The sequence below is a fragment of the Ramlibacter aquaticus genome (assembly GCF_015159745.1).
Taxonomy (GTDB): domain Bacteria; phylum Pseudomonadota; class Gammaproteobacteria; order Burkholderiales; family Burkholderiaceae_C; genus Ramlibacter; species Ramlibacter aquaticus.
In genome coordinates this window covers 1-19888 of sequence record NZ_JADDOJ010000043.1, presented here as the reverse complement: position 1 = coordinate 19888, position 19888 = coordinate 1, and the positions used below count along the sequence as shown (strand labels likewise).

At 72.4% G+C, this 19888-nt stretch carries 21 protein-coding genes and 1 pseudogene; 10 read left to right on the top strand and 12 right to left on the bottom strand.

Annotated features, from left to right (window positions below; translation table 11 throughout):
* Position 1 precedes the first annotated feature (1 nt).
* The 4 genes from IM725_RS11700 to IM725_RS11685 form a co-directional block, all read right to left on the bottom strand.
* Positions 2-412, bottom strand: a complete 411-nt coding sequence (locus IM725_RS11700) for a hypothetical protein (RefSeq protein WP_193780774.1) — start codon at positions 410-412, stop codon at positions 2-4.
* A gap of 244 nt (positions 413-656) precedes the next feature.
* The gene (locus IM725_RS11695; protein ID WP_193780773.1) at positions 657-1559 is read right to left on the bottom strand and encodes a YsnF/AvaK domain-containing protein; all 903 of its coding nucleotides are present in this window, start codon (positions 1557-1559) and stop codon (positions 657-659) included.
* A gap of 57 nt (positions 1560-1616) precedes the next feature.
* Entirely contained in the window at positions 1617-2039 is a 423-nt protein-coding gene (locus IM725_RS11690) for a DUF2382 domain-containing protein (RefSeq protein ID WP_193780772.1), read from the bottom strand.
* A 99-nt stretch (positions 2040-2138) separates the two neighbouring features.
* Positions 2139-4019 carry a sensor histidine kinase gene (locus tag IM725_RS11685; RefSeq protein ID WP_193780771.1) on the bottom strand — a complete coding sequence of 627 codons (1881 nt, stop codon included), beginning with the start codon at positions 4017-4019 and terminating at the stop codon, positions 2139-2141.
* A gap of 194 nt (positions 4020-4213) precedes the next feature.
* Here IM725_RS11685 and IM725_RS11680 point away from each other — a divergent pair, with 194 nt between their 5' ends.
* On the top strand, positions 4214-6574 hold the full coding sequence (locus IM725_RS11680; RefSeq protein WP_193780770.1) for an ATP-binding protein: 2361 nt from the start codon (positions 4214-4216) through the stop codon (positions 6572-6574).
* 45 nt (positions 6575-6619) lie between these two features.
* On the opposite strand, the gene IM725_RS11675 is transcribed toward IM725_RS11680, so the two are convergent.
* The 3 genes from IM725_RS11675 to IM725_RS11665 form a co-directional block, all read right to left on the bottom strand.
* Positions 6620-7330 (bottom strand): type 1 glutamine amidotransferase domain-containing protein, encoded by a 711-nt coding sequence (locus IM725_RS11675; protein WP_193780769.1) that lies wholly within the window; start codon positions 7328-7330, stop codon positions 6620-6622.
* Positions 7331-7436: 106 nt separating this feature from the next.
* A complete protein-coding gene (locus tag IM725_RS11670) occupies positions 7437-7844 on the bottom strand; it encodes a BLUF domain-containing protein (RefSeq protein ID WP_193780768.1) in 408 nt (135 codons plus the stop codon).
* Between the two features lie 99 nt (positions 7845-7943).
* A complete protein-coding gene (locus IM725_RS11665; RefSeq protein WP_193780767.1) occupies positions 7944-10961 on the bottom strand; it encodes an ATP-binding protein in 3018 nt (1005 codons plus the stop codon).
* A 170-nt stretch (positions 10962-11131) separates the two neighbouring features.
* Between IM725_RS11665 and IM725_RS11660 the strand changes: the two genes are divergently transcribed.
* Positions 11132-11890 (top strand): MHYT domain-containing protein, encoded by a 759-nt coding sequence (locus IM725_RS11660; protein WP_287066495.1) that lies wholly within the window; start codon positions 11132-11134, stop codon positions 11888-11890.
* Between the two features lie 40 nt (positions 11891-11930).
* Here the strand turns inward: IM725_RS11660 and ypfH are convergent, their stop codons facing one another.
* The gene (gene ypfH, locus IM725_RS11655) at positions 11931-12554 is read right to left on the bottom strand and encodes an esterase (protein ID WP_193780766.1); all 624 of its coding nucleotides are present in this window, start codon (positions 12552-12554) and stop codon (positions 11931-11933) included.
* A gap of 16 nt (positions 12555-12570) precedes the next feature.
* Positions 12571-13026: a DoxX family protein gene (locus tag IM725_RS11650; RefSeq protein WP_193780765.1), complete on the bottom strand. Its 456-nt coding sequence runs from the start codon at positions 13024-13026 to the stop codon at positions 12571-12573.
* Positions 13027-13144: 118 nt separating this feature from the next.
* On the opposite strand from IM725_RS11650, the gene IM725_RS11645 reads away from it, so the two are divergent.
* Positions 13145-14047: a LysR family transcriptional regulator gene (locus IM725_RS11645; protein ID WP_193780764.1), complete on the top strand. Its 903-nt coding sequence runs from the start codon at positions 13145-13147 to the stop codon at positions 14045-14047.
* Between the two features lie 3 nt (positions 14048-14050).
* On the opposite strand, the gene IM725_RS11640 is transcribed toward IM725_RS11645, so the two are convergent.
* Both IM725_RS11640 and wrbA read right to left on the bottom strand, forming a co-directional pair.
* Complete coding sequence (locus IM725_RS11640) at positions 14051-14302, bottom strand: hypothetical protein (protein ID WP_193780763.1); 252 nt, start codon at positions 14300-14302, stop codon at positions 14051-14053.
* A gap of 18 nt (positions 14303-14320) precedes the next feature.
* Positions 14321-14923, bottom strand: coding sequence for an NAD(P)H:quinone oxidoreductase (gene wrbA / locus IM725_RS11635; RefSeq protein ID WP_193780762.1), 603 nt, complete (start codon positions 14921-14923; stop codon positions 14321-14323).
* Positions 14924-15054: 131 nt separating this feature from the next.
* Here wrbA and IM725_RS11630 point away from each other — a divergent pair, with 131 nt between their 5' ends.
* From IM725_RS11630 to IM725_RS11600, 7 genes are all read left to right on the top strand, one after another.
* Complete coding sequence (locus tag IM725_RS11630) at positions 15055-15744, top strand: phosphatase PAP2 family protein (protein WP_193780761.1); 690 nt, start codon at positions 15055-15057, stop codon at positions 15742-15744.
* A 44-nt stretch (positions 15745-15788) separates the two neighbouring features.
* Positions 15789-16181: a DUF302 domain-containing protein gene (locus IM725_RS11625; protein WP_193780760.1), complete on the top strand. Its 393-nt coding sequence runs from the start codon at positions 15789-15791 to the stop codon at positions 16179-16181.
* 80 nt (positions 16182-16261) lie between these two features.
* Positions 16262-16936, top strand: coding sequence for a hypothetical protein (locus IM725_RS11620; protein ID WP_227753766.1), 675 nt, complete (start codon positions 16262-16264; stop codon positions 16934-16936).
* Positions 16937-17079: 143 nt separating this feature from the next.
* Entirely contained in the window at positions 17080-18009 is a 930-nt protein-coding gene (locus IM725_RS11615; RefSeq protein ID WP_193780759.1) for a DUF3034 family protein, read from the top strand.
* A gap of 22 nt (positions 18010-18031) precedes the next feature.
* A complete protein-coding gene (locus IM725_RS11610; protein ID WP_193780758.1) occupies positions 18032-18478 on the top strand; it encodes a group I truncated hemoglobin in 447 nt (148 codons plus the stop codon).
* Positions 18478-19170, top strand: coding sequence for a cupredoxin domain-containing protein (locus tag IM725_RS11605; protein WP_227753765.1), 693 nt, complete (start codon positions 18478-18480; stop codon positions 19168-19170). The genes IM725_RS11610 and IM725_RS11605 overlap by 1 nt, the downstream gene beginning before the upstream one ends.
* 168 nt (positions 19171-19338) lie before the next feature.
* Positions 19339-19746 carry an MAPEG family protein gene (locus IM725_RS11600; protein WP_193780757.1) on the top strand — a complete coding sequence of 136 codons (408 nt, stop codon included), beginning with the start codon at positions 19339-19341 and terminating at the stop codon, positions 19744-19746.
* 15 nt (positions 19747-19761) lie between these two features.
* On the opposite strand, the pseudogene IM725_RS11595 reads toward IM725_RS11600, so the two are convergent.
* Positions 19762-19888 (bottom strand): annotated as a pseudogene (locus tag IM725_RS11595) (IS630 family transposase); the annotation flags it as partial.

The window sequence follows — 19888 nt, the reverse complement described above, 5'->3', positions numbered from 1 at the left end:
TTCAGAGGCTTCGTGGGGGACGCTCGGGGCCGCCCGAGACGAACTCGGCACGGGGCGTCAGGTAGTCGGGGTAGCGCGCTGTCGCGGGCGGCGCCTGGGGCAGGGAGAAGCTGAGCACCACCGGCACCGACAAGGTGCAGCAGGACGCGCAGAGGCTGCACTTCCCGTCCGCCTCGTGGCCCGGGGCATGACCGTGGCCGTGGCCGTGCACAGGGACGACCTGCTCCCCATGGACCTGGTGCGCCGTGGCGCCAGTACTGCCATGCGAGTGGCCCGAGTGGTCCGTGCCCGCCCGGGCAGCGGCATGGAAGACCACGCCCGGCTCCGCGCACAGCAGGCCCGCGGCCATCGCACCCCGCAGCGGGAGCGCGAAGGCGAGCAACAGCAGCAGCCAGACGCGGATCGGTTTCACAGAATCGAGGGTAGCAGAAGCAGGAAGATCCCATCGCCCGCCGGGCCAGCGGACGTCGGACGTCACAGCCATCATCCTGCACCTTCCCCCCGTGGGAAGGTCAAGAGGGAGGGCGCAGGCGCCCCGCAAAGCGCTGCCCCCCAACCCCTGGTCACACGGCCAGCACCGACGGGCCCAGGGACGTTGCTGCATGGTGCCCGAGGAACGGCTTCGCGTGCCGCCGCCCCGCCGGCACCGACCGGCCTCAGAGCTCCTTGCGCGGTGTGCCGGACGCGGGCGCGTCGCGCTCGGCCAGCGGGTCCCGGTTGGCCAGGCGGTCGCGCTCCGGGTCGGCGGCCACGGCACGCTCGCGCTCGCGCGTGGCGTCCAGGCGCTCCACCTCCACGTCCTTGCGGCGCACGGTGTCCTCCACCGTCTGCTCGCGTTCGCGCACCTGCTTGCCCACGCGCACTTCCTCGACCACGCGCGCGGTCTTGGCGACCACCGGCTCCTCGGCCATCTCGCGCACCTCCAGCGTGCCTTCCTTGAAGGTGTTCAGGTCGCCGGCCGTCGCCTCGCGGTCCACCGGCCGGCGGTCCACCACCGCCTCTTCCTCGCGCAGCTTCACGATCTCGCGCACCGGCTTTTCCGAGACGCGCTGCACCACGCGCACCCCGCCCTTTTCCATCTGCCGCTTGCCGATGCGCAGCTCCTCCTGCACCACGTCGAGCACGCCTTCGTCGCGGCCCGCGGTCTGCCCGGCCACGGGCGCTTGGCGCGGGGTGTCCATGCGCTCGGCCGCCCCTTCGGCCCGCCACTGCCGGGCGCGCTCGTTCACGTCGATGGCACCCGCGTCGTGCAGGCAGGCGATGGCCTGCTGCGCGCGCGTCTCGTCCTCGGCGTCCGCCACCACGACCACGCTGCCGCGGCGCACGGCCTCGCTGTAGACCTGGCGGTGGCTCTCGTGCTCGTCGGAGTCGCCGAAGAGCCAGGCGAAGAAGCCGTGGTGCCGCGGGGCCTGCGTGGTGGCGCTCTCCTCGGTGCGCAGGCTGCTGCCCTGCGCATCCTCGATGTGGATGTCGGAGCGGTCGAAGCCGTCCGCCACCAGCTGTTCTACCGCCTGTTCCGCCTGCGTGCGGTCGTCGAATGCGCCTATGCCTGTCTGCATGATGTCTGCCTTCCCGGGTTGGAGTGATGGGTGGATGGGGATGAGAGGAAGATGGGCTCAGTGGCCGTCCTCGGGCGCCCACTGCCCAGTGGCGGGGTCCTGGCGCTCGACCACGACCCGCTCCCTGCGCAGCGTGGTGCGGGCGACCGCCGGCCGCTGCTCGCGCCGGCGCAGCAGCCGAAGCTCCTCCACCAGCACCAGCTCCCGCGTGACCACCAGCCGCTCTTCGACGACCGGGATCACGGTGACCTCACCGTCCTCGCGAACCTCCGGCACCCGGTCGACCACCCGTCCCACCGGGACGCGCTCGACATGGACGGTCTCGACCGTGGTCTCGCCCTGCCATTCCACAGGCTCCGCCTGGACCTCCTTGCGGACCCTCAGCGTGTGCTGCGTGTCCACGCGCCGCCGCCCGACGAGGAGTTCTTCCTCGGTGACGGGCAGGGTGAGGGATCCGGGGGCGGGAGTGGGTTCGGCCATGGTGCTGGAGATGAAGGCCCATTCTTGGCCCGCACCGCGCACGCCGAGCGGCGGTAGTCGCAGGCCTACCGGCGCGGGCCGCCCGCCCGCCGGGCCGCCTCAGCGTTCCACCAGCGGCAGCCGGATCTCGAAGCTGGCACCCTGCCCCGGGCCCTCGCTGCGGGCGGCCACGGTGCCGCCTTGCAGCTCGGCCAGCGCACGCGTAAGGGCCAGCCCCATGCCCAGGCCCGAGCCGGGTTGCCCCTCGCGCGGCCGGTCGGCCGTGAAGGGCTCGAAGAGGCGCTCCAGCCGCGCCGGCTCGATGCCGCGGCCCTCGTCGCGGACCTCCACCACGGCGTGCCCGGCGCGGGCGAAGGCCAGCACGGTCACGCGCGAGTGGGGGGCGAAGCGCATCGCGTTCTGCAGGTAGTTGCCCACCATCTGCGTGATGCGCGCGGGATCGGCGCGCACCGGCAGCGGGCCGGCCACGTCCACGTTGAGCGCGCAGCCCGCCGCGGCCAGCTCGGCGCGGTAATCCTCGGCAGTCGCGGCCGCGACGGCGCCCAGGTCGCACTCGGCCATGTCCAGGTTCATGCGGCCCCGCGCGATGCGCGACACGTCCAGCAGGTCGTCCAAAAGCCGCGCCATCTGCGTGACCTGGCGCTCGATCACCTCCCGCATGCGCGTCGCCTTGACGTCGCTCTCGGGCAGGCGCGCCAGCACGGCGGTCGCGGTGCGAAGCGGCCCCAGCGGGTTGCGCAACTCGTGCGCCAGCATGGTGATGAATTCGTTCTTGCGCAGGTCGACCTCGCGCAGGGCCGCCTGGCTCTTTTCCAGCTGGGCCTGGACCTCGCGCTCGGCGGTGACGTCGGTGTTGGTGCCGAACCAGCGCGTGAGCCGCCCGCTGCTGTCCCGCAGCGGCAGGGCCCGGGTGAGGAAAAAGCGAAAGCCGCCGTCGGCACCGCGCAGGGGGAAGGTCATCTCGAAGGGCTGGCCCGAGGCCAGGGCGACCTGCCAGCGCTCGACGACGGCCGGCAGGCAGTCCGGGTCGTGCGCGCGGCGCCATCCGCCGCCGGCCATCTCCTCGGGCGTGGACCCGGTGTACTCGTACCAGCGCCGGTTGAACCAGAAGATGTCACCGTCGGCGTCCGCCATCCAGGCCAGCGCGGGCAGGTTGTCGGCCAGCTGGCGGAACTGCTCGGCCGTCGCGGCCAGGCCGCGCCGCTGCTCGATCTGCTCGGTGATGTCCACGAAAGAGGCGACCGCGCCGCGCACCCGGCCCTGGCGGTCCGACAGGGGCGCGGCCGAGCCCGAGATCCAGATGCGCCGGCCGCTGGGCAGCTGCGCCCACATCTCCTCGCAGGTCACGACCTCGTGCGTGGCCAGGGCCCGCTGGATCGGCAGCTGGTTGGAGCTCAGTTCCACGCCCTCGGCCGAGAAGTAGCGGTTGGGTCCCACGTTCTGCGGTGCATGGGCGCTGCCGGCGGAGATGTTGTGCCGGCCCTGCACCTCCAGCATCGCCAGGCCGGCCGGGTTGGCGGTGATGACCTCGCCATCGGGGTCGTGCGCGATGAAGACGGCGCTGGGCACCAGCTCCAGCACCTGGGCCAGCTCCTCGGCCTGCTCCTGCTGCCGCGCCTCGGCCTCGTGCGCCGCCGTGATGTCCCGCATCTCGCCGATGAGGCAGCGCGACGCCGCATTCCACGCCAGCCCCTGCTGCGCCCAGAAGTCGCTGCCGTCCTGGCGCCTGCAGCGCAGCGCGAGCTCGACGCGGGGCACTTCGCCGCTCCGCAGCGCCTGCAACTGCTGCGCCTGCGCCTCGCGGTCTTGCGGATGCGTCAGCTCGAACAGGTTCAGCCCCGGCACGCGCGCACGCTCGTGCCCGAGCATCGCGGCACAGGCCGCGTTGCAGGCCGTGATGCGGCCGTCCGCATCGGCGGCGAACAGCCCGACCGAGGCGTGCTCGAAGATCAGCTCGGCAAGAGGTGGCGTGTCAGGCATGCGGACCTCGGCATGGGACGTGCATTCTGATCAGGGCCGCGTCCGCTGTCCAGCGACGTTCGTCACGCCCGCGCGATGTTTCGAATGGCTGAGCACACTTCGCATCGAACGCACGCCGCGCAAGGCGCTGCCGCAGCGTCGCGGCACACGCCGCGAGCGCGCACCACACCCCCTGCGCTCGCTATCATGGCCGCATGAGCCGCCTCGATCTCAGGAGATCCACGCTCCTGGTGCGCTACGGAATGGCACTCGCGGCGGTGCTGGCGGCGATGGGCGTGCGCTGGTCGCTGCATCCCGTCATGGGCGCCGTGCCCCCCTACATCACGCTCTACCTGGCCATCGTGGTCGCGGCCGTGATGGGCGGGCGCGGCCCCGCGCTCTTCGCCACCGCGGTGGGCGCCGTGGCCGCGCTCGCGCTGGCCAACGCATCGGGCGAGGTGCTGGACCTGACCCGCCTGCCGGAACAGACCCGCCTGCTCATCTACCTCGTCAGTGGCGCCGGCATCAGCCTGGTCGCGAACGCGATGGACGACGCCCGCGCCGACGCCCTGCGCCACGCGCGCGCCATGCAGACCCAGAGCGACGCGCTCGCCCGGGCCAACGCCCAGCTCGCGCAGGCGAACGAACAGCTTGCGCAGGCCAGCCGCGCCAAGGATGAGATCCTGGCGCAGGCCCGTGCCTCGGCCGAGCGCGTGCAGCTGGCGCTGGCCGCGGGCGCCATCGTGGGCACCTGGGACTGGGACCTGGTGAGCGGCAAGATCTCGGTCGACGAGCGGTTCGCCGAGAGCTTCGGCATCGACCCGGCGCTGGGCCAGTCGGGCCTGGGGTTCGAACAGGTGATCGCCACCATCCACCCCGACGACCTGCCGGGTGTGCGCGAGGCCATCGAGGAGGGCCTGCGCGGCGGTGGCCCCTACAGCCGCGAGTACCGGGTGCGCGGCCGTGACGGCCGCTACCACTGGATCCAGGCGAACGGGCGGGTGGACCACGGGCCCGACGGCAAGCCCCTGCGCTTCCCGGGCGTGCTGCTGGACATCGAGCAGCGCCGCTCGCTGGAGCACGAGCGCGACCAGGCCACCCAGCTGCTGCGGGCCTTCATCGAGGCGGTGCCCGGCGTGGTCTATGCCAAGGACACCGCGGGTCGCATGCTGCTGGCCAACCGGGGTGTTGCCGAGCTGGCCGGCGCCCCGCTGGAGGCCTTCCTGGGCAAGACGGTGATGGAGTTCATCCCCAACAAGGCGCAGGCGGCCGTGCTCATGGAGAACGACCGCCGCATCATGGAAGGCGGCGTGGCGGTCACGCTGGAGGAAGCGCTGAACTATCCCGATGGCCGGCAGGCCGTGTGGCTGACCACCAAGGCCCCCTTCCGCGATGCCGGCGGCCGCGTGCTCGGGCTGGTGGGCACCTCGGTGGACATCACGGCGCGCAAGGCGGCCGAGCAGGCGCTGGTGGAGGCCGACCGCCTGCGCAACGAGTTCCTGGCCATGCTGGGGCACGAGCTGCGCAACCCGCTGGCGCCGATCTCGAACGCGGTGCACATGCTGGAGCGTGCGGGCGAGCGCACCGAGCTGCGCGACCGCGCGGTGCAGATCATCCACCGCCAGGTCAAGCACATGGCCCGGCTGGTGGAGGACCTGCTGGAGGTCTCGCGCGTGACGCAGGGCCGCATCGAGCTGCGGCTGGAGCGGGCTCGCCTGGAGGCGGTGCTGCAGGCCGCCGCCGAGACGGTGCGGCCGCTGATGAAGGAGCGCGGGCAGCACTTCAGCCTGGAGGTCGATGGCGCGCTCGCGCTGGTGATGGACCCGGCCCGCATGACGCAGGTCGTGGCCAACCTGCTCAACAACGCGTCCAAGTACACCCAGCACGGTGGCGAGGTGACGCTGGCCGCGCGCGTTCCGCCCGAGAGGCCCGGCTGGGTGGAGATCGTGGTGCGCGACAACGGCCCGGGCATCGAGCCGGCCCTGCTGCCCAAGGTCTTCGACCTGTTCACGCAGGGCGGCACGACCATAGACCGCTCGCGCGGCGGCCTGGGCCTGGGCCTGGCCCTGGTCAAGCGCCTGGTCGAGCTGCACGGCGGCACGGTGCAAGCCGAATCCCCGCCCGGGGGCGGCGCCTGCTTCACGGTGAGCCTGCCGCGCCGCGAGATGGACGTGCCCGGCGCGCAGCCCGGCAGCGTGGCCGCACCGGTGAAGCCCCTGCGCGTGCTGGTGGTCGACGACAACGAGGACGGGGCCGCGATGCTGCAGGCCTTGCTGGAAAGCGACGGCCACACGGTGCGGCGCGAGGGCGACGGCGAGAGCGCGATGGCGGCGGCCCGGGCGTTCCATCCGGACCTGGTCCTGCTGGACATCGGCCTGCCCGGGCGGGACGGCTGGGAGGTGGCGCGCGCCCTGCGGGGCGAGCCCGCCGGGCGCGACGCGGTGCTGGTGGCGGTGACGGGCTACGGCCAGCCCGCCGACCTGCAACGCAGCCGCGAGGCGGGCTTCGACGGCCACCTGCTCAAGCCCGTCAGCCTGGAGGCGGTCTACGGGGTGATGGCGGGCGCGCGGTCCTGAGCGTCGACGACCCCGGGATGCTGCGCGCCGGCCGGCCCGCCCGCGTCAGGCACCGGCGCGGCCGCTGAGCGCCGCGTTCTCCTCCAGCACCTGCAGCAGGGCCCGGGCCCCGGCGGCCGAGGACTGGGGGTTCTGCCCCGTCACCAGCAGCCCGTCGGTCAGCACGAAGGATTTCCAGTCCGGGCCCTTGGCGTACTGGCCACCGGCGGACTTGAGCATGTCTTCCACCAGGAAGGGCACGACCCGGGTCAGCCCGACGGCCTCTTCCTCGGTGTTGGCGAAACCGGTGACGCGCTTGCCCCGCACCAGCGGCGAGCCGTCGGGCGCCTTCACGTGGCGCAGCACGCCCGGGGCGTGGCACACGGCGGCGACCGGCTTGCCCGCGGCGAGGGTCGATTCGATCAGGGCCCTGGACTCGGCACTCTCGGCCAGGTCCCACAGGGGCCCGTGGCCGCCGGGGTAGAACACGGCGTCGAAATCCTGCGCGCGCACGGACGAGAGCTTCTTCGTCGTCGCCAGCGCCTGCATGGCGGCGCTGTCGGCGCGGAAACGGCGCGTGTCATCGGTCAGCGCATCGGGCTGGTCGCTCTTGGGGTCCAGCGGCGGCTGGCCGCCCAGGGGCGAGGCCAGGGTCAGCTCGGCGCCGGCGTCCTTGAACACGTAGTACGGCGCGGCCAGTTCCTCGAGCCAGAAGCCCGTCTTCTTGCCGGTGTCGCCCAGCTTGTCGTGGGAGGTCAGAACGATGAGGATCTTCATGCAGGGGGTCCTTCCAGGTTGGCCCCGCACCATAGGCGTCCGGGGCCCGCCGAGCTTGTAGGCGAAGGACGATGCCCTGGCTGAGCCCAACGACCCGCCCTGCGCCTCAGCAGTTGGCCTGCCAGAAGTCCGAGATCAGCGCGTGGTGCCTGCCGTGGGGCGCGAGCCGCAGGTGCTCGAAGGTGAGCTGGCTGATCTCGCGGCAGGCCATGGACCAGCCCTCGAACTCGCGCCGCTCGATATCGCCGTGGAAGAGCTCGACCACCTGGGTGTGGGCCGGGTTCTGCACGATGCGCCCGTAGACCTCGGCCAGGTCGGCGGCCGGGCCTTCCAGCACCTGCATGAAGTTGCCGCCGCCGTGCAGCAGCACGCCGGTGATGTTGCGGGTGGTATTCACCCGCCGCGCCTTCTGCAGCAGCCGGTCGAGCTCCTCGGGCCGGAAGGTGCGCGTGGCGGAGCTGACGTAGATGAGGCCGTGCAGGGCGCTCCCGGGGTTCGGATCAGGGTGGGACATGGATGGGCCTGTGGTCCCGCATCATGGCCCGGCCCCGGCCCGGGGAAGGCGCGAAAAGCCAGGGAAGTCGGCTTCTCATCCGGCGCTGCCGGTCCGCGCTCACGCGAGCTGCTCGACCGCTTCCAGCACGGCCTGGCGGGCGCACCGGGCGCGCGCGCGCACCTGGGCGATCGCGGCATTCGCATCGGCCAGGCCCTCGGTGCGCCAGCGGGCCTCGACTTCGGCGGCCAGGCTCGCCAGGTCGGCCGCGCCCAGCGTGGCCGCATTGCCCTTGAGGGTGTGCATGGCGCGGATCGCGTCCGGCGCCGCGTCGTGCGCCACGCTGGCCTGCAGGGCCTCGAACTGGCGCTCCAGGTTGTCGGTGAAGAGCCGGGCGGCCTTCACGTAGAGCTGCTTCATGCCGCCCACGTTCATCAGCGCCCGCTGCAGGTCGATGGGCACGACGGCCTCGCTGGCGGCGGCCTGGGGCGCCGGCCCGGCCGCCCCCGCAGCCGGAGCGCTCAGGTCCAGGTCCAGGCTGAGGTCCAGGTCCAGGTCCAGGTCCGGCGCGGGCGCCGGCGCGGCGGCCCGGCGCGCGGCGGCCTCCCCCCGCACCTGCTCGATCAGCGCCACCAGCGCGTTGAGGTCGAAGGGCTTGCCGATGTGGGCGTCCATGCCGCTGGCGCGCGAGGCCGCGCGGTCGGCCGCGTCGGTGTTGGCCGTCATGGCGATGATGGGCAGGCCCGCCTGGTCCGGCAGGCGGCGTATCGCGCGGGTGGCGTCGTGGCCGTCCATCTCGGGCATCTGGATGTCCATCAGCACCAGGTCGAAGGGCGGCGAAGCGGCGCGCACCGCCTCCAGCCCCAGCCGTCCGTTGCCGGCGAGCGCGACCCGCGCGCCCTCGCTGGCCAGCAGTTCCTCGGCCACCTGCTGGTTCATGAGGTTGTCCTCCACCACCAGGATGCGCACGCCCTCCAGCCGGCGCTGCACGTCGGTGTCGGCGAAGCGGGCGACGGCGGCCTGCGGCCGCTCCAGGCTGCGCAGGGCCTCCTCGAACTGCGCGTCGGTGTAGGGCTTGGCCAGCACCCGGATCTCGCCGCCCTGGCCCGCGGCGGCGGCCTGCAGCGCGGCGGCGTGGCGCTCGCCCCGGGCCAGCAGCAGCACGGCAGGCGCGGGCACGATGGCCGCCACCAGGCGCTGCAGGGGCTTCACGTCGGTGTCCGACAAGCTGGCGCAGACCAGGTCCCAGGGGCGTGCGTCCTGCAGCAGCAGCTGCTGCGCGGCCTCCAGGGTCGCGGCCTCACCCACGTCGAAACGCAGGCCTTCGAGCTGGCGCACGGCGATGTCGCGCGCCACGGCGTTGTCCTCCAGCAGCAGCGCGCGAAGGCGTGGCCCGGCGGCCTCCTGCGCAGCGGCGGGCCCCGGCAGCGCGGGCCCCGCGTCGGCCGAGGCGCCGTCCAGCGGCAGGGCGAAGGAGAACACGCTGCCCTGGCCGGGCGTGCTGCGCATGCCGAGCTCGCCGCCCATCAGCTGCACCAGGCGGCGGCTGATCGCCAGGCCCAGGCCGGTGCCGCCGTACTTGCGCGTGGTCGAAGCCTCGGCCTGCGAGAACGCGGAGAAGATGAGGTGCTGCTGGCGTGGGTCGATGCCGATGCCGCTGTCGGCGACCGAGAAGGCGACCGCCTCGCCCGCCACGCTGCTGCGGCGTTCCACGCGCAGCACCACCTGCCCCGTCTCGGTGAACTTCAGCGCGTTGCTCGCCAGGTTGGTCAGCACCTGCTGCAGGCGCAACTCGTCGCCCAGCAGCTGCCGCGGCAGGCGCGGGTCGATGTCGAACAGCACCTGCACCTGCAGGCGCGGGTTGGCGTTCACGGTGATCACCACGGCCAGCTGGCGCAGCATGCCCTCGAGCGGGAACAGGCGTTGCTCGATCTCCAGCTTGCCGGCGTCCATCTTGGAGTAGTCCAGCACGGCATTGAGCAGGCGCAGCAGCGAGCGTGCCGCGCTGTCGTTCTTGTCCAGGTGGTCGCGCTGGCGCGGCGTGAGCGTGGAGGCGCGCAGCAGCGTGTTGAGGCCGATGATCGCGTTCAGCGGCGTGCGCAGCTCGTGGCTCATGTTGGCCAGGAAGCGGGCCTTGGCCTGCGTGAGGTGCGTGGCGCGGTCGATGGCCCGTACGACCACGACGGCGATGCCGCTGGTGAAGGCGAGCAGCAGCAGCCATTCCGCCACCGCGGCCACCAGGCTGCGGTGCCACTCGGCCAGGTAGTCGTCGGCGCCATGGCCGGCGATGACGGTGTAGGGCGCGGCGGCCAGCCGGCGGAAGGAATCGATGCGTTCCTTGCCGTCGGCGGACTGCAGGGTGCGGAAGGTGCCGGCGCGGGCATTGCGCGCCAGCGCATCCTGCAGCTCGGGCGCCAGCTGGCTGTTGCCAGGCTGGCCGCGCGGCCCCGGCAGCGGCGGGCGCCGGGTGACCAGGCCGTTGTGCGAGTCGCGCAGCACGATCACGCCGGCCGGCCCCACGCTCAGGGTGCCCAGCAGGTCCAGCACGTAGTTGATGTCGATCGAGGCGGACACCACGCCCGCGAAGCTGCCGTCCGGCCGGTTCACGCGCCGCGACAGCGAGATCAGCCGCGCCTGCGTGAGCTCGCCCTGGATCGGGTCCGACACCAGCAGGCCCCCGCGGGGCTGCTCGCGCTGCTGCTGGAAGAAGGCGTGCCGGGCCCAGCTCGCGCGCGGCCCCGCGGCCGCGCCCCGCCCGGCGACCACGTCGCCGCGGGCATCGGCCAGCCGCAGCGCATGCAGGCCGGGGATGCGCCCGCGCTGGGCCTCCAGAAGGCGGGTCGTGTCCTCGCCCTCCAGGGGCAGGCCACGGGCCTGCCGGTCCGCCAGTTCGTCCACGATGGTGAGCAGGGCCAGGTCGACCTTGGCCACCAGGTCGGAGAGCCGGCCGTCCAGCGCGGCGGCGATGTTGCGGGAGGAGGCCTCGGCCTCGGCCTCCAGGGCCGAGCGCGCGCTCAGCACGCCGGCGCCTATCCACACGCCCGCCACGATGTTGATCAGGACCACGGCCAGCACGATCAGCTGCCGTGCGCGGCCGACGGCCAGCAGCTGGTAGGTGGAGGATTCGGTCGTCAGCATGGCCTGGCCCGGTGGGTCATCCCCACTCTTCGGCACACCGGACGGCGACTTGAGCCGCGCAGGCCCGGCCGGGGGCTGGGCTCAAGCTCTGGCCGCCGGGGACGAAAAGACGGGGAACCGGCGGACCGGATGGCCTCGTCGCCACGGCCCGCGCCCCAAGGAGTGCCTTCGTGAACCAGCTCGTCGCCGCCAGCTACAGCCCCATGCTCGTGGCCCTGTCCTACCTCGTGTCGGCGGTGGGCGCTTTCCTGGCGATGAAGTCCATCGCCCAGTACCGCGCCAGCATCACCGGCTTCGACCGCTGGGTGAACCTGTGCGCGGCCAGCGTGGCCCTGGGCGGCTTCGGCATCTGGACCATGCACTTCCTGGGCATGCTCGCCCTGCAGTTGCCGCTGGCCGTGGCCTATTCGCTTCCGGAGACCCTGGGCTCGCTGGTCGCCGCGGTGCTGGCCTGCGGCATCGCGCTGTGGGCGCTGGCCCAGAAGCGCTCGCCGCTGCGTTACGCGGTGGCGGGGCTCTGCCTGGGCGCAGCCATCTGCGTGATGCATTACCTGGGCATGCAGGGCATGCGTTTCGGCGGCCGCTTCGTGTGGTCGTGGCCCACGGTCGGGGCCTCGGTGGCAGTGGCGGTCGTCGCGGCCACGCTGGGGCTGGTCCTGGGCTTCCAGACGCAGCGCCTGGCAGGCCGCATCCTGGGCGCCCTGGTGATGGGCGCCGCGGTCTGCGCCATGCACTACACCGGCATGGCGGCGGCGGACTTCGTCTGCACCACCACCTCCCCCACCCTGGTGCCGCCTGGCCAGTTCCAGGTCCGCGCGACGGACATGCCCGGGCTGATCGCGATCATCGCGCTCAGCGTGTTCGCGCTGGTGGCCGTCGACCGGGTGTTCACTCGCATGAGCCGGAACATGCTGGCGGGGCGGGCCTGAGCCTGGGGACGCGCCGGCCGCCCGGCTGCGCGGGCGGGGCTCAGCCCTCGCCGACCCGCGAGGCGACGAGGCGCGCCGCGCGGCCGTCGATGCCGTGGCCCAGGCCGGGCAGCAGGTCCAGGCTGACGTCGGCACCCAGGGCCTGCAGGGCCGCGAACGCCTCGCGCGCGTGCCGCGCCGGGACGACCGCATCCTGCTCGCCATGCACGAGATGGACGCGCGCCGCCGGGCGCCGGTCCGGCAGCGCGGCGTAGCGCCCGGCGACGGCCACCACCTGGCCCGCCGGACAGGCGTCCTCGTGCTGCGTGGCGGCCAGCGCCATGATGGCGCCCTGCGAGAAGCCCACCAGCGTGGTGCGCGCGGCGGCGATGCCGCTGTCCCGCTGCCAGTGCGCCACGGTGTCGCGGAAGGCGGGCAGCGCCTGCGCGATGCGCGCCGGGCGACTGGCCTCGGTGATGTCGACCACGGAGAACCACTCGCGCCCCCGGCCCAGCGTGGACGCGTTCGGCGCGTCCACGCTCACCACCACGGCCTCCGGCAACTGCTGCGAGAGCACCGTGCCCAGGGGCGCCAGGTCGGCGGCGGATGCGCCCACGCCGTGGAAGAGCAGCACCAGCCGGGCGGCCTGCGCCGGCCGGGCCAGGACGAGCGACGCGTCGTTCATGCCATCCCCTGCGGCCTCAGGCCGAAGCGGCGCTGAGGGCACGGTCCGCCGAGGCCCGGCCGCCCCCGGCGACCACCAGGGCGAGCGCCACGGCCAGCAGCGTGAGCGCGTACTCGTAGCCGTTGTTGGCGACGAACAGGCCGTGGCTCAGGTGCGCGGTGAAGATGGCCACCGTCATCGCGATGGCCAGGGCCGCCGCGGAGGGCCGCACCAGCAGGCCGACGATGAGCGCGAGGCCGCCGAAGAATTCGGCGGAGCCGGCCAGCAGCGCCATCAGGGTGCCGGGCGCCAGGCCGATGGATTCCATCCACTGGCCGGTGCCCTGCAGGCCGTACCCGCCGAACCAGCCGAAGAGCTTCTGCGAGCCATGCGCCGCGAAGATGATGCCCGCGGGGATGCGCAGGGCCAGGGGACCCCAGCCGGCCTGCGTGGCCAGCAGGCGGCGGACCCAGGAGGATTGCCTGTTGCTCATGGTGTGGACCTTTCAAGTTCGATGGCCCGCGTTGCAGCGGGAATGCTTCGACTGTATTGATCGGCGATAACCAGATAAACCCAGATCCCGGCAATTCATTGTTCAGGATAATGAGCCAATGGACAAATTCCAGGCAATGCGCGTGTTCACCGCCGTGGTCGATGCCGGCAGCTTCGTGGGCGCGGCGGACGCGCTGGGCCTCTCCAAGGCCGCGGTATCGCGCTCCCTGTCCGAGCTGGAGCAGCGCCTGGGCGTGCGACTGCTCCACCGCACCACGCGCAGGCTGTCGCTCACGCAGGAAGGCGAGCTCTTCCTGGCCCGGTGCCGGGAGATCCTGGCCAGCGTCGAGGCCTCCGAGGCCGAGGTGTCCACCCGCAGCCAGACCGCGAGCGGCCTGCTGAAGCTGAGCGTGCCGGTGAGCTTCGGCATCCAGCAGCTCGCGCCGCTGTGGGACGAGTTCCTGCAGGCCCACCCGCGCGTCACGCTGGACGTGCAACTGGCGGACCGCGTGATCGACCTGGTCGAGGAGGGCTTCGACCTGGCGGTGCGCATCGCACGCCTGCCCGATTCATCGCTGGTGTCGCGCAAGCTCGCCAGCACCCGCCTCGTGCTGTGTGCCTCGCCCGCCTACCTGGAGCGCCGGGGCACGCCCACACACCCCTCGGCGCTCGCGCAGCACGACGTGCTGGCCTACAGCCTGCTGTCGCAGGGCACGCAGTGGCAGTTCACGGGGCCCGGCGGCCCGGTCAGCGTGAAGGTGCAGCCCCGGCTGTGGACGAACAACGGCGACACCTGCATCGCGGCCTGCCTGCGCGGCGCGGGCATCCAGTTGCAGCCCACCTTCCTCATTGCGCGCGAACTCGCCGCGGGCCACCTGGTCGAGCTGATGCCGCAGTACCGCTCGCTCACGCTGGACCTGTACGCGCTCTACCCCACGCGGCGCGGCGTGCCGGCCAAGGTGCGGGTCGCCGTGGAGTTCCTGGCGGCCAAGCTGGCGTCGCCGGACTGGGATGTGAAGTGAGGCTCAGCCCAGCGCCATCAGCGCCTTGGCGCCGGCCGTGACCAGGACGCCGGCGGCGACCGCCCCGGCCAAGGCCGCGGCCCGCGGCACTTTCGGGCCCAGGGCACGGACGGTGAAGAAGGCGGCCAGGGCGCCGGCAAAGCCGGCCAGCCCCAGCATCAGGCCCGCCATCAGGCAGACGAAGAACCAGCCTTGGTCCCACTTCTCGCCGATCAGCCGGTAACGGGGCTGGGGCTGGGGCTCGCCGGCGGGCATGCGAGGGGCCTGCAAGGCTCAGCCGAAGAGCTTGGTCGCGATCGTGGCGACGTGCTTGCCCTGGAAGCGCGCCATGCCGAGTTCCTGCTCGCTGGGCATGCGCTCGCCGCCGCCGCCGGTGATGGTGGAGGCGCCATAGGGGCTGCCGCCCTTGATTTCATCGATGCCCATCTGCCGCTGCTCGGCGTAGGGCAGGCCCACCACCACCATCCCGTGGTGCAGCAGCGTGGGGATGAAGGTCAGGATGGTGCTCTCCTGGCCGCCGTGCTGCGTGGCGCTGGAGCAGAAGACCGAGCCGACCTTGCCGACCAGGGCGCCCGACATCCACAGGCCGCCGGTCTGGTCCAGGAAGGTGCGCATCTGGCCGGTCATGTTGCCGAAGCGCGTGCCGGTGCCGAAGAGGATGGCGTCGTAGTCGGCGAGTTCGCCCGGCTGGGCGATCGGTGCCGGCTGGTCGGCCTTGCCGCCGGACTTCTGGAACACGTCGTCCGGCACGGTCTCGGGCACGCGCTTGATGGTCACGGTGCTGCCCGGCACCTCGCGTGCGCCCTGCGCGACTGCATTCGCCATCGCCTCGATGTGGCCGTAGACGCTGTGATACAGAACGAGGATGTTCGCCATGGGGGACCTGCTGATGAGTGAAGAACAGAGCGTCCAGTCTATAGGCCTTGCTTGACGGTGCAATGACTTTCCTGGCGTGCAGGGGTCCCGCCTGAACGCGACGGTCTGCGGCACTGCACAATGGCCGGCCTATGTGGGCGATCCACCTTCCAGGCCCCTGGCCGTTCTGGCATGCACTCACCCGCCTGGGTGAAGCGCAGCTGGCCCTGCCGCTGGCGCTGGCTGCGGCCGCGCTGCAGGCGCGCGCGCCGGAGTCCCGAAGCCAGGCCCTGCGCTGGATGGGCTGGCTGGGCGCCGCCGTGCTGCTGACCACTGCGACCAAGGTGGCCTTCATCGGCTGGGGCCTCGGCTCGGCGGCACTCGACTTCACCGGCATCTCGGGGCACACCATGTTCGCCACGGCGGTGTACCCGCCACTGGCCGCCGCGCTCGCCGCCAGCCCGTCCGGCCGCGCACGCCGCTGGGCCACGGCCGCCGGCCTGCTGCTGGCCGTGCTGGTGGGCCTGTCGCGCTACAGGCTGGGCGCCCATTCGGCCAGCGAGGTGGTCGCGGGCTGGCTCACGGGCGGGGTCGTCACGGCGGCCGTGCTGGGCCGGGGCCCCGTGCCGCACGCCCGGCCCGGCAAGGCCTGGCTCGCGGGCACGGCGCTGTGGCTGGCGCTGCTGCCCGGCGCCGCGCCCGCCATGGACACGCACGCGCTGGTCACGCGGCTGGCCCTGCGCATGTCGGGGCACGCCACGCCCTTCACCCGCAGCGGATTGCTGAGGGCCGGCGCGCCGCAACCTCCTGAAACAAAGCCAGCCCCACCGGCGCGCGCGTGAGCACGTCGCGGGCGCGGACTGCGGCATCCGACCCAGGACACAGCATGTACGGCCATCACATCACCGTTCCCGGTCCCTTCGACGCCGCGCTGGAGCGCGTCACCCTCGCGCTCAAGGAGCAAGGCTTCGGGATCCTCAGCGACATCGACATCCGCCAGGCCATGAAGGACAAGCTCGGCGTGGACATGCCGGCCTACCGCATCCTCGGCGCCTGCAACCCACCGCTCGCCCACCGCGCGCTGCAGGCCGAGCCCGAGATCGGGCTGCTGCTGCCCTGCAACGTGACCGTGCGTGAAGAGGCCGACGGCCGCGTGGTGGTCGGCTTCCTGGACCCCCACATGATGGTGCAGCTCACCAGCAACCCCGGCGTGGCCGGCGTGGCCGAAGAAGCCGGGCAGCGCCTGGCCCTGGCGCGGGACAAGCTGACCGGGGCCTGAGCGTCGCGCTGCGGATAGGATTCCAGCCGCGCGCCCATGCGGCGCGCACCGCAACCCTCGCCATTTCACTGCAGTCCCCCATGATCCAACGCTTCTTTCCCGTCCGCGCCAGCCTGGCCCTCGCCGCCGCCTGTGCCTGCGTTCCCGCCCTCGCCACCGACCTGGGCGTGAGCCTGGAACTGGGCACCACTGGCGTGGGCGTGCACCTGTCCACCCCCATCGCACCGCAGCTCGACCTGCGCGTGGGCGGCAACTTCCTCGACTACAAGCACAACACCAGCACGCGCGGCGTGGACTACGACGCCAAGCTGCGCCTGCAGACCTTCGACCTGCTGCTCGACTACTTCCCGCAGGCGAACTCGGTGTTCCGCGTGTCCGGCGGCCTGGTGATCGACAACAACAGGCTGGACGCCACCGGCCAGCCCCAGGGCGCCGGCACGTACACCCTCAACGGCACGACCTACACGCTGGGCAGCCTGTCCGGGCGCGCCACCTTCCGCAGCCCGTCGCCCTACCTGGGCATCGGCTGGGGCCGGGCCACCAGCGCGCGCAAGGGCTGGTCGCTCACCAGCGACCTGGGCGTGATCTTCCAGGGCAACGCGCGCACCAGCCTCACGGCCAACGGCTGCTCACCGGCGGCCGTCTGCAGCACGCTCGCGTCCGACCTGGCCGCAGAGAACCAGAGCCTGCAGGACAAGCTGCACAACCTGCGGTACTTCCCCGTCATCCGGGTCGGCGCCTCGTACAGCTTCTAAACCCCGCGCGCTGGGGCCCTGCACGCCGGGCCCCGCGCCGGCCTGGGCCGCTGCCGGCCCGGGGCGCCAGGGTTCTATCGGCGGGCTTGCATCCAAATGGATGAGTTCTGCGTATCCATCGCAGAACCTCAACGAGCCCTCCCATGCGCAAACTCCTGATTCCCGCCGCGGCGGCCCTGGCGGCCCTTTCCTTCCAGGCCCAGGCCGACACCGGCAAGCTCCTGCTGACCGGTGGCGTCAGCAGCATCGATGGCGCCGCCGGCGGCGGCCTCACGCCCTGGGCGGTCATCGGCAGCAATGCGTCCGAGGGCGAATGGGGCCTGTCGGCGCATGCGAGCCGGCTGCACACCCGTGACTACGGCCTGACGACCTACGGCGTGGCCGCTGGCTGGAACGAGCGCGTGGAAGTGTCCCTCGCCCGCCAGGATTTCGACGCCTCGCCGGCCATCGCTCTCAACGGCATCGCGCCCTTCGGCATCCAGCCGGGCGAGCACCTGAAGCTGGACATCTTCGGCGCGAAGCTGCGGGTCGCCGGTGACGCCGTGCTGGATTCCGACTCGCTGATGCCCCAGGTGGCCGTCGGCATCGAGCACAAGCAGCTGCACCCGGGCTCGCTGGGCGGGGTGATCGACTTCCTGGGCGCCAAGCGCAGCGGCACCGATGTCTACGTGTCCGCGACCAAGCTGCTGCTGGGCCCCGGCGTGCTGCTGAACGCCACGCTGCGCAACACGCAGGCCAACGAGAACGGCCTGCTGGGATTCGGCGCCGCCGCGCCTGGCCGCGCCAGCCGCAGCTGGCAGGCGGAGCTCTCGGCCGCCTACCTGCTGCGCCACGACATCGCGGTCGGCGCCGAGTACCGGTTCAAGCCGAACAACCTGGAGGCGCTGGGTCGCGCCGCCGGGCTGGGCAGCGCCCTGCACGAGAGCGACTGGAAGGACGTCTTCATCGCGTGGGCGCCCACCCACCACCTCTCGTTCACGCTGGCCTGGGTCGACCTGGGCCGCGTCGTGCCCGGCATCACCGGCTCGCGCCGCCAGTCCGGCGCCTACGCCGCCGCCCAGGTCGCCTTCTGACACGCCGACAAGGAAACACGCCATGCATCCCTTCTTCAAGCACATCCTCGCCGCCGCCGCGCTGGGCGCCTCCCTGCTCGCGCCGCTCGCGGCCTCCGCCCAGTCGGCGGACGCCTCGCTGTACCAGCACCTGGGCGAGAAGCCCGGCATCGAGCGCCTCATGAACGACTTCGTCACCCGCCTGGCCGCCGACGCGCGCACCGGGCCCTTCTTCGCCAAGGCCAACCTGCCGCACCTCAAGGAGCAGCTCACGGACCAGGTCTGCCAGGTGAGCGGCGGGCCCTGCGAGTACGGCGGCGCCGACATGAAGACCGCGCATGCGGACATGGACATCCGCAAGGGCGACTTCAATGCGCTGGTGGAGGTGCTGGAACAGGCCATGGACGCGCAAGGCATCGCCTTCGCCGACCAGCGCCAGCTGCTGGCGCGGCTGGCACCCATGCACCGCGACGTGATCACGGTGCGCTGATGGACACCCTCGCATTCCGCTGGGGACGGCTGGCGCGCGCGGGCGCCGGGTGCGCGCTCGCGGCCCTCTCGCTGGCCCTCTTGCCCGCCCGTGCGGGCACGCTGGAAGTCACCGTGGTCGACAAGGACGGCAAGCCCGTGCCCGACGCCGTGGTGATCGCCACGCCGGCCCATGCCGGGGGCACGCCGCCCACGCTCGCGTCCAGCGCCGTGATCGGGCAGGAGAAGCTGCAGTTCGTGCCGGCCCTCACCGTGGTGGCAGCGGGTGCGAAGGTCAGCTTCGAGAACCGGGACAGCTTCGACCACCACGTGCGCGGCACCAGGGCCACGCTCATGGGCAGCGCGGACGCCGCGCCGGGCGCGGGCTTCGAACTGCGCGTGGACGGCCGCAAGGCCGGCGGTGCGGTGAAGTCCCAGGAGGTCACGCTGGCCGAGCCGGGTCCCATCCTGCTGGGCTGCCACTTGCACGGGTCCATGCGCGGCTACGTCTATGTCGCCCAGTCGCCCTGGACATTGCAGACGGATGCGCAAGGCCACGCGTCGCTGGCGGGCCTGCCCGACGGCGCCGTGCAGGTGCGCGTGTGGCAGGCCGAACAGCTGCTGGACCTGCCCCCCGTCGCTGCCACCACGGGCGCCACGCCCGTGCAGGTGCGCATCGCGCTGCAGGTCGTGCCGCGCCGGCGGCGGATCTGAGGCCTGCCGGCCGGCCCGGCAGGGCCTGGGGTCGGGCCGCGAACACGGCACCAGGGTCCTGAGACGCACAGGCCCGACGGAAGCCGGCCTGCATCATTCCGCGGCGGCGCCCGTTTGCAGCCACAATCAGGTGCGGCTTGCGCTGCGGGCCGCGTCAGGAGGACTGCGATGAGTTCAACCCTCGGTGCGCTCACCGGCTTCGTGAGCTGGACCTTGGTCCTGCTGATCCTCATGGAGGCCATCCGGACCCAGCTCGTCGTGACGAAACGGGTACCGCCCAACGGCTTCACGCCGGACAACGCCAGCCTGTCTCCCTTCATGCAGCGACTGGCGCGAGCCCATGCGAACTGCATCGAGGGCCTGCCGGTCTTCGGTGGGCTCATGCTGATCGCGCTGGTCTCGGGCAAGACTGCGGTGACGGACCCGCTGGCGTACGCACTGCTGGCGGCGCGCATGGTCCAGTCGCTGATCCATCTCGCGTCGACCTCCCGCCTGGCCGTGAGCCTTCGTTTCAGCGCCTTCTCGGTCCAGATGGCCATCGGTGCCTACTGGGCTGCGCGCCTGCTGCTGGGCTGACGCGCGGGCGCGGGGCTAGTGTCCTGTCCCGGTAATTCGTGCGCAGAGGCGAGCGAGTTTTTCGAGGATTGAATCCGCGGTGGCCGTCCAGGTGAACGGCTTGCAGTTCTCGTTGTACTGCCTGACGAAGCTGTCGATCTTT

Coding starts and splice junctions, on each gene's coding strand:
- IM725_RS11695 (WP_193780773.1), bottom strand. CDS start 1,559: ATGCAGACAGGCATAGGCGCATTCGACGACCGCACGCAGGCGGAACAG.
- IM725_RS11690 (WP_193780772.1), bottom strand. CDS start 2,039: ATGGCCGAACCCACTCCCGCCCCCGGATCCCTCACCCTGCCCGTCACC.
- IM725_RS11685 (WP_193780771.1), bottom strand. CDS start 4,019: ATGCCTGACACGCCACCTCTTGCCGAGCTGATCTTCGAGCACGCCTCG.
- IM725_RS11680 (WP_193780770.1), top strand. CDS start 4,214: ATGAGCCGCCTCGATCTCAGGAGATCCACGCTCCTGGTGCGCTACGGA.
- IM725_RS11675 (WP_193780769.1), bottom strand. CDS start 7,330: ATGAAGATCCTCATCGTTCTGACCTCCCACGACAAGCTGGGCGACACC.
- IM725_RS11670 (WP_193780768.1), bottom strand. CDS start 7,844: ATGTCCCACCCTGATCCGAACCCCGGGAGCGCCCTGCACGGCCTCATC.
- IM725_RS11665 (WP_193780767.1), bottom strand. CDS start 10,961: ATGCTGACGACCGAATCCTCCACCTACCAGCTGCTGGCCGTCGGCCGC.
- ypfH (WP_193780766.1), bottom strand. CDS start 12,554: ATGAACGACGCGTCGCTCGTCCTGGCCCGGCCGGCGCAGGCCGCCCGG.
- IM725_RS11650 (WP_193780765.1), bottom strand. CDS start 13,026: ATGAGCAACAGGCAATCCTCCTGGGTCCGCCGCCTGCTGGCCACGCAG.
- IM725_RS11645 (WP_193780764.1), top strand. CDS start 13,145: ATGGACAAATTCCAGGCAATGCGCGTGTTCACCGCCGTGGTCGATGCC.
- IM725_RS11640 (WP_193780763.1), bottom strand. CDS start 14,302: ATGCCCGCCGGCGAGCCCCAGCCCCAGCCCCGTTACCGGCTGATCGGC.
- wrbA (WP_193780762.1), bottom strand. CDS start 14,923: ATGGCGAACATCCTCGTTCTGTATCACAGCGTCTACGGCCACATCGAG.
- IM725_RS11630 (WP_193780761.1), top strand. CDS start 15,055: ATGTGGGCGATCCACCTTCCAGGCCCCTGGCCGTTCTGGCATGCACTC.
- IM725_RS11625 (WP_193780760.1), top strand. CDS start 15,789: ATGTACGGCCATCACATCACCGTTCCCGGTCCCTTCGACGCCGCGCTG.
- IM725_RS11620 (WP_227753766.1), top strand. CDS start 16,262: ATGATCCAACGCTTCTTTCCCGTCCGCGCCAGCCTGGCCCTCGCCGCC.
- IM725_RS11615 (WP_193780759.1), top strand. CDS start 17,080: ATGCGCAAACTCCTGATTCCCGCCGCGGCGGCCCTGGCGGCCCTTTCC.
- IM725_RS11610 (WP_193780758.1), top strand. CDS start 18,032: ATGCATCCCTTCTTCAAGCACATCCTCGCCGCCGCCGCGCTGGGCGCC.
- IM725_RS11605 (WP_227753765.1), top strand. CDS start 18,478: ATGGACACCCTCGCATTCCGCTGGGGACGGCTGGCGCGCGCGGGCGCC.
- IM725_RS11600 (WP_193780757.1), top strand. CDS start 19,339: ATGAGTTCAACCCTCGGTGCGCTCACCGGCTTCGTGAGCTGGACCTTG.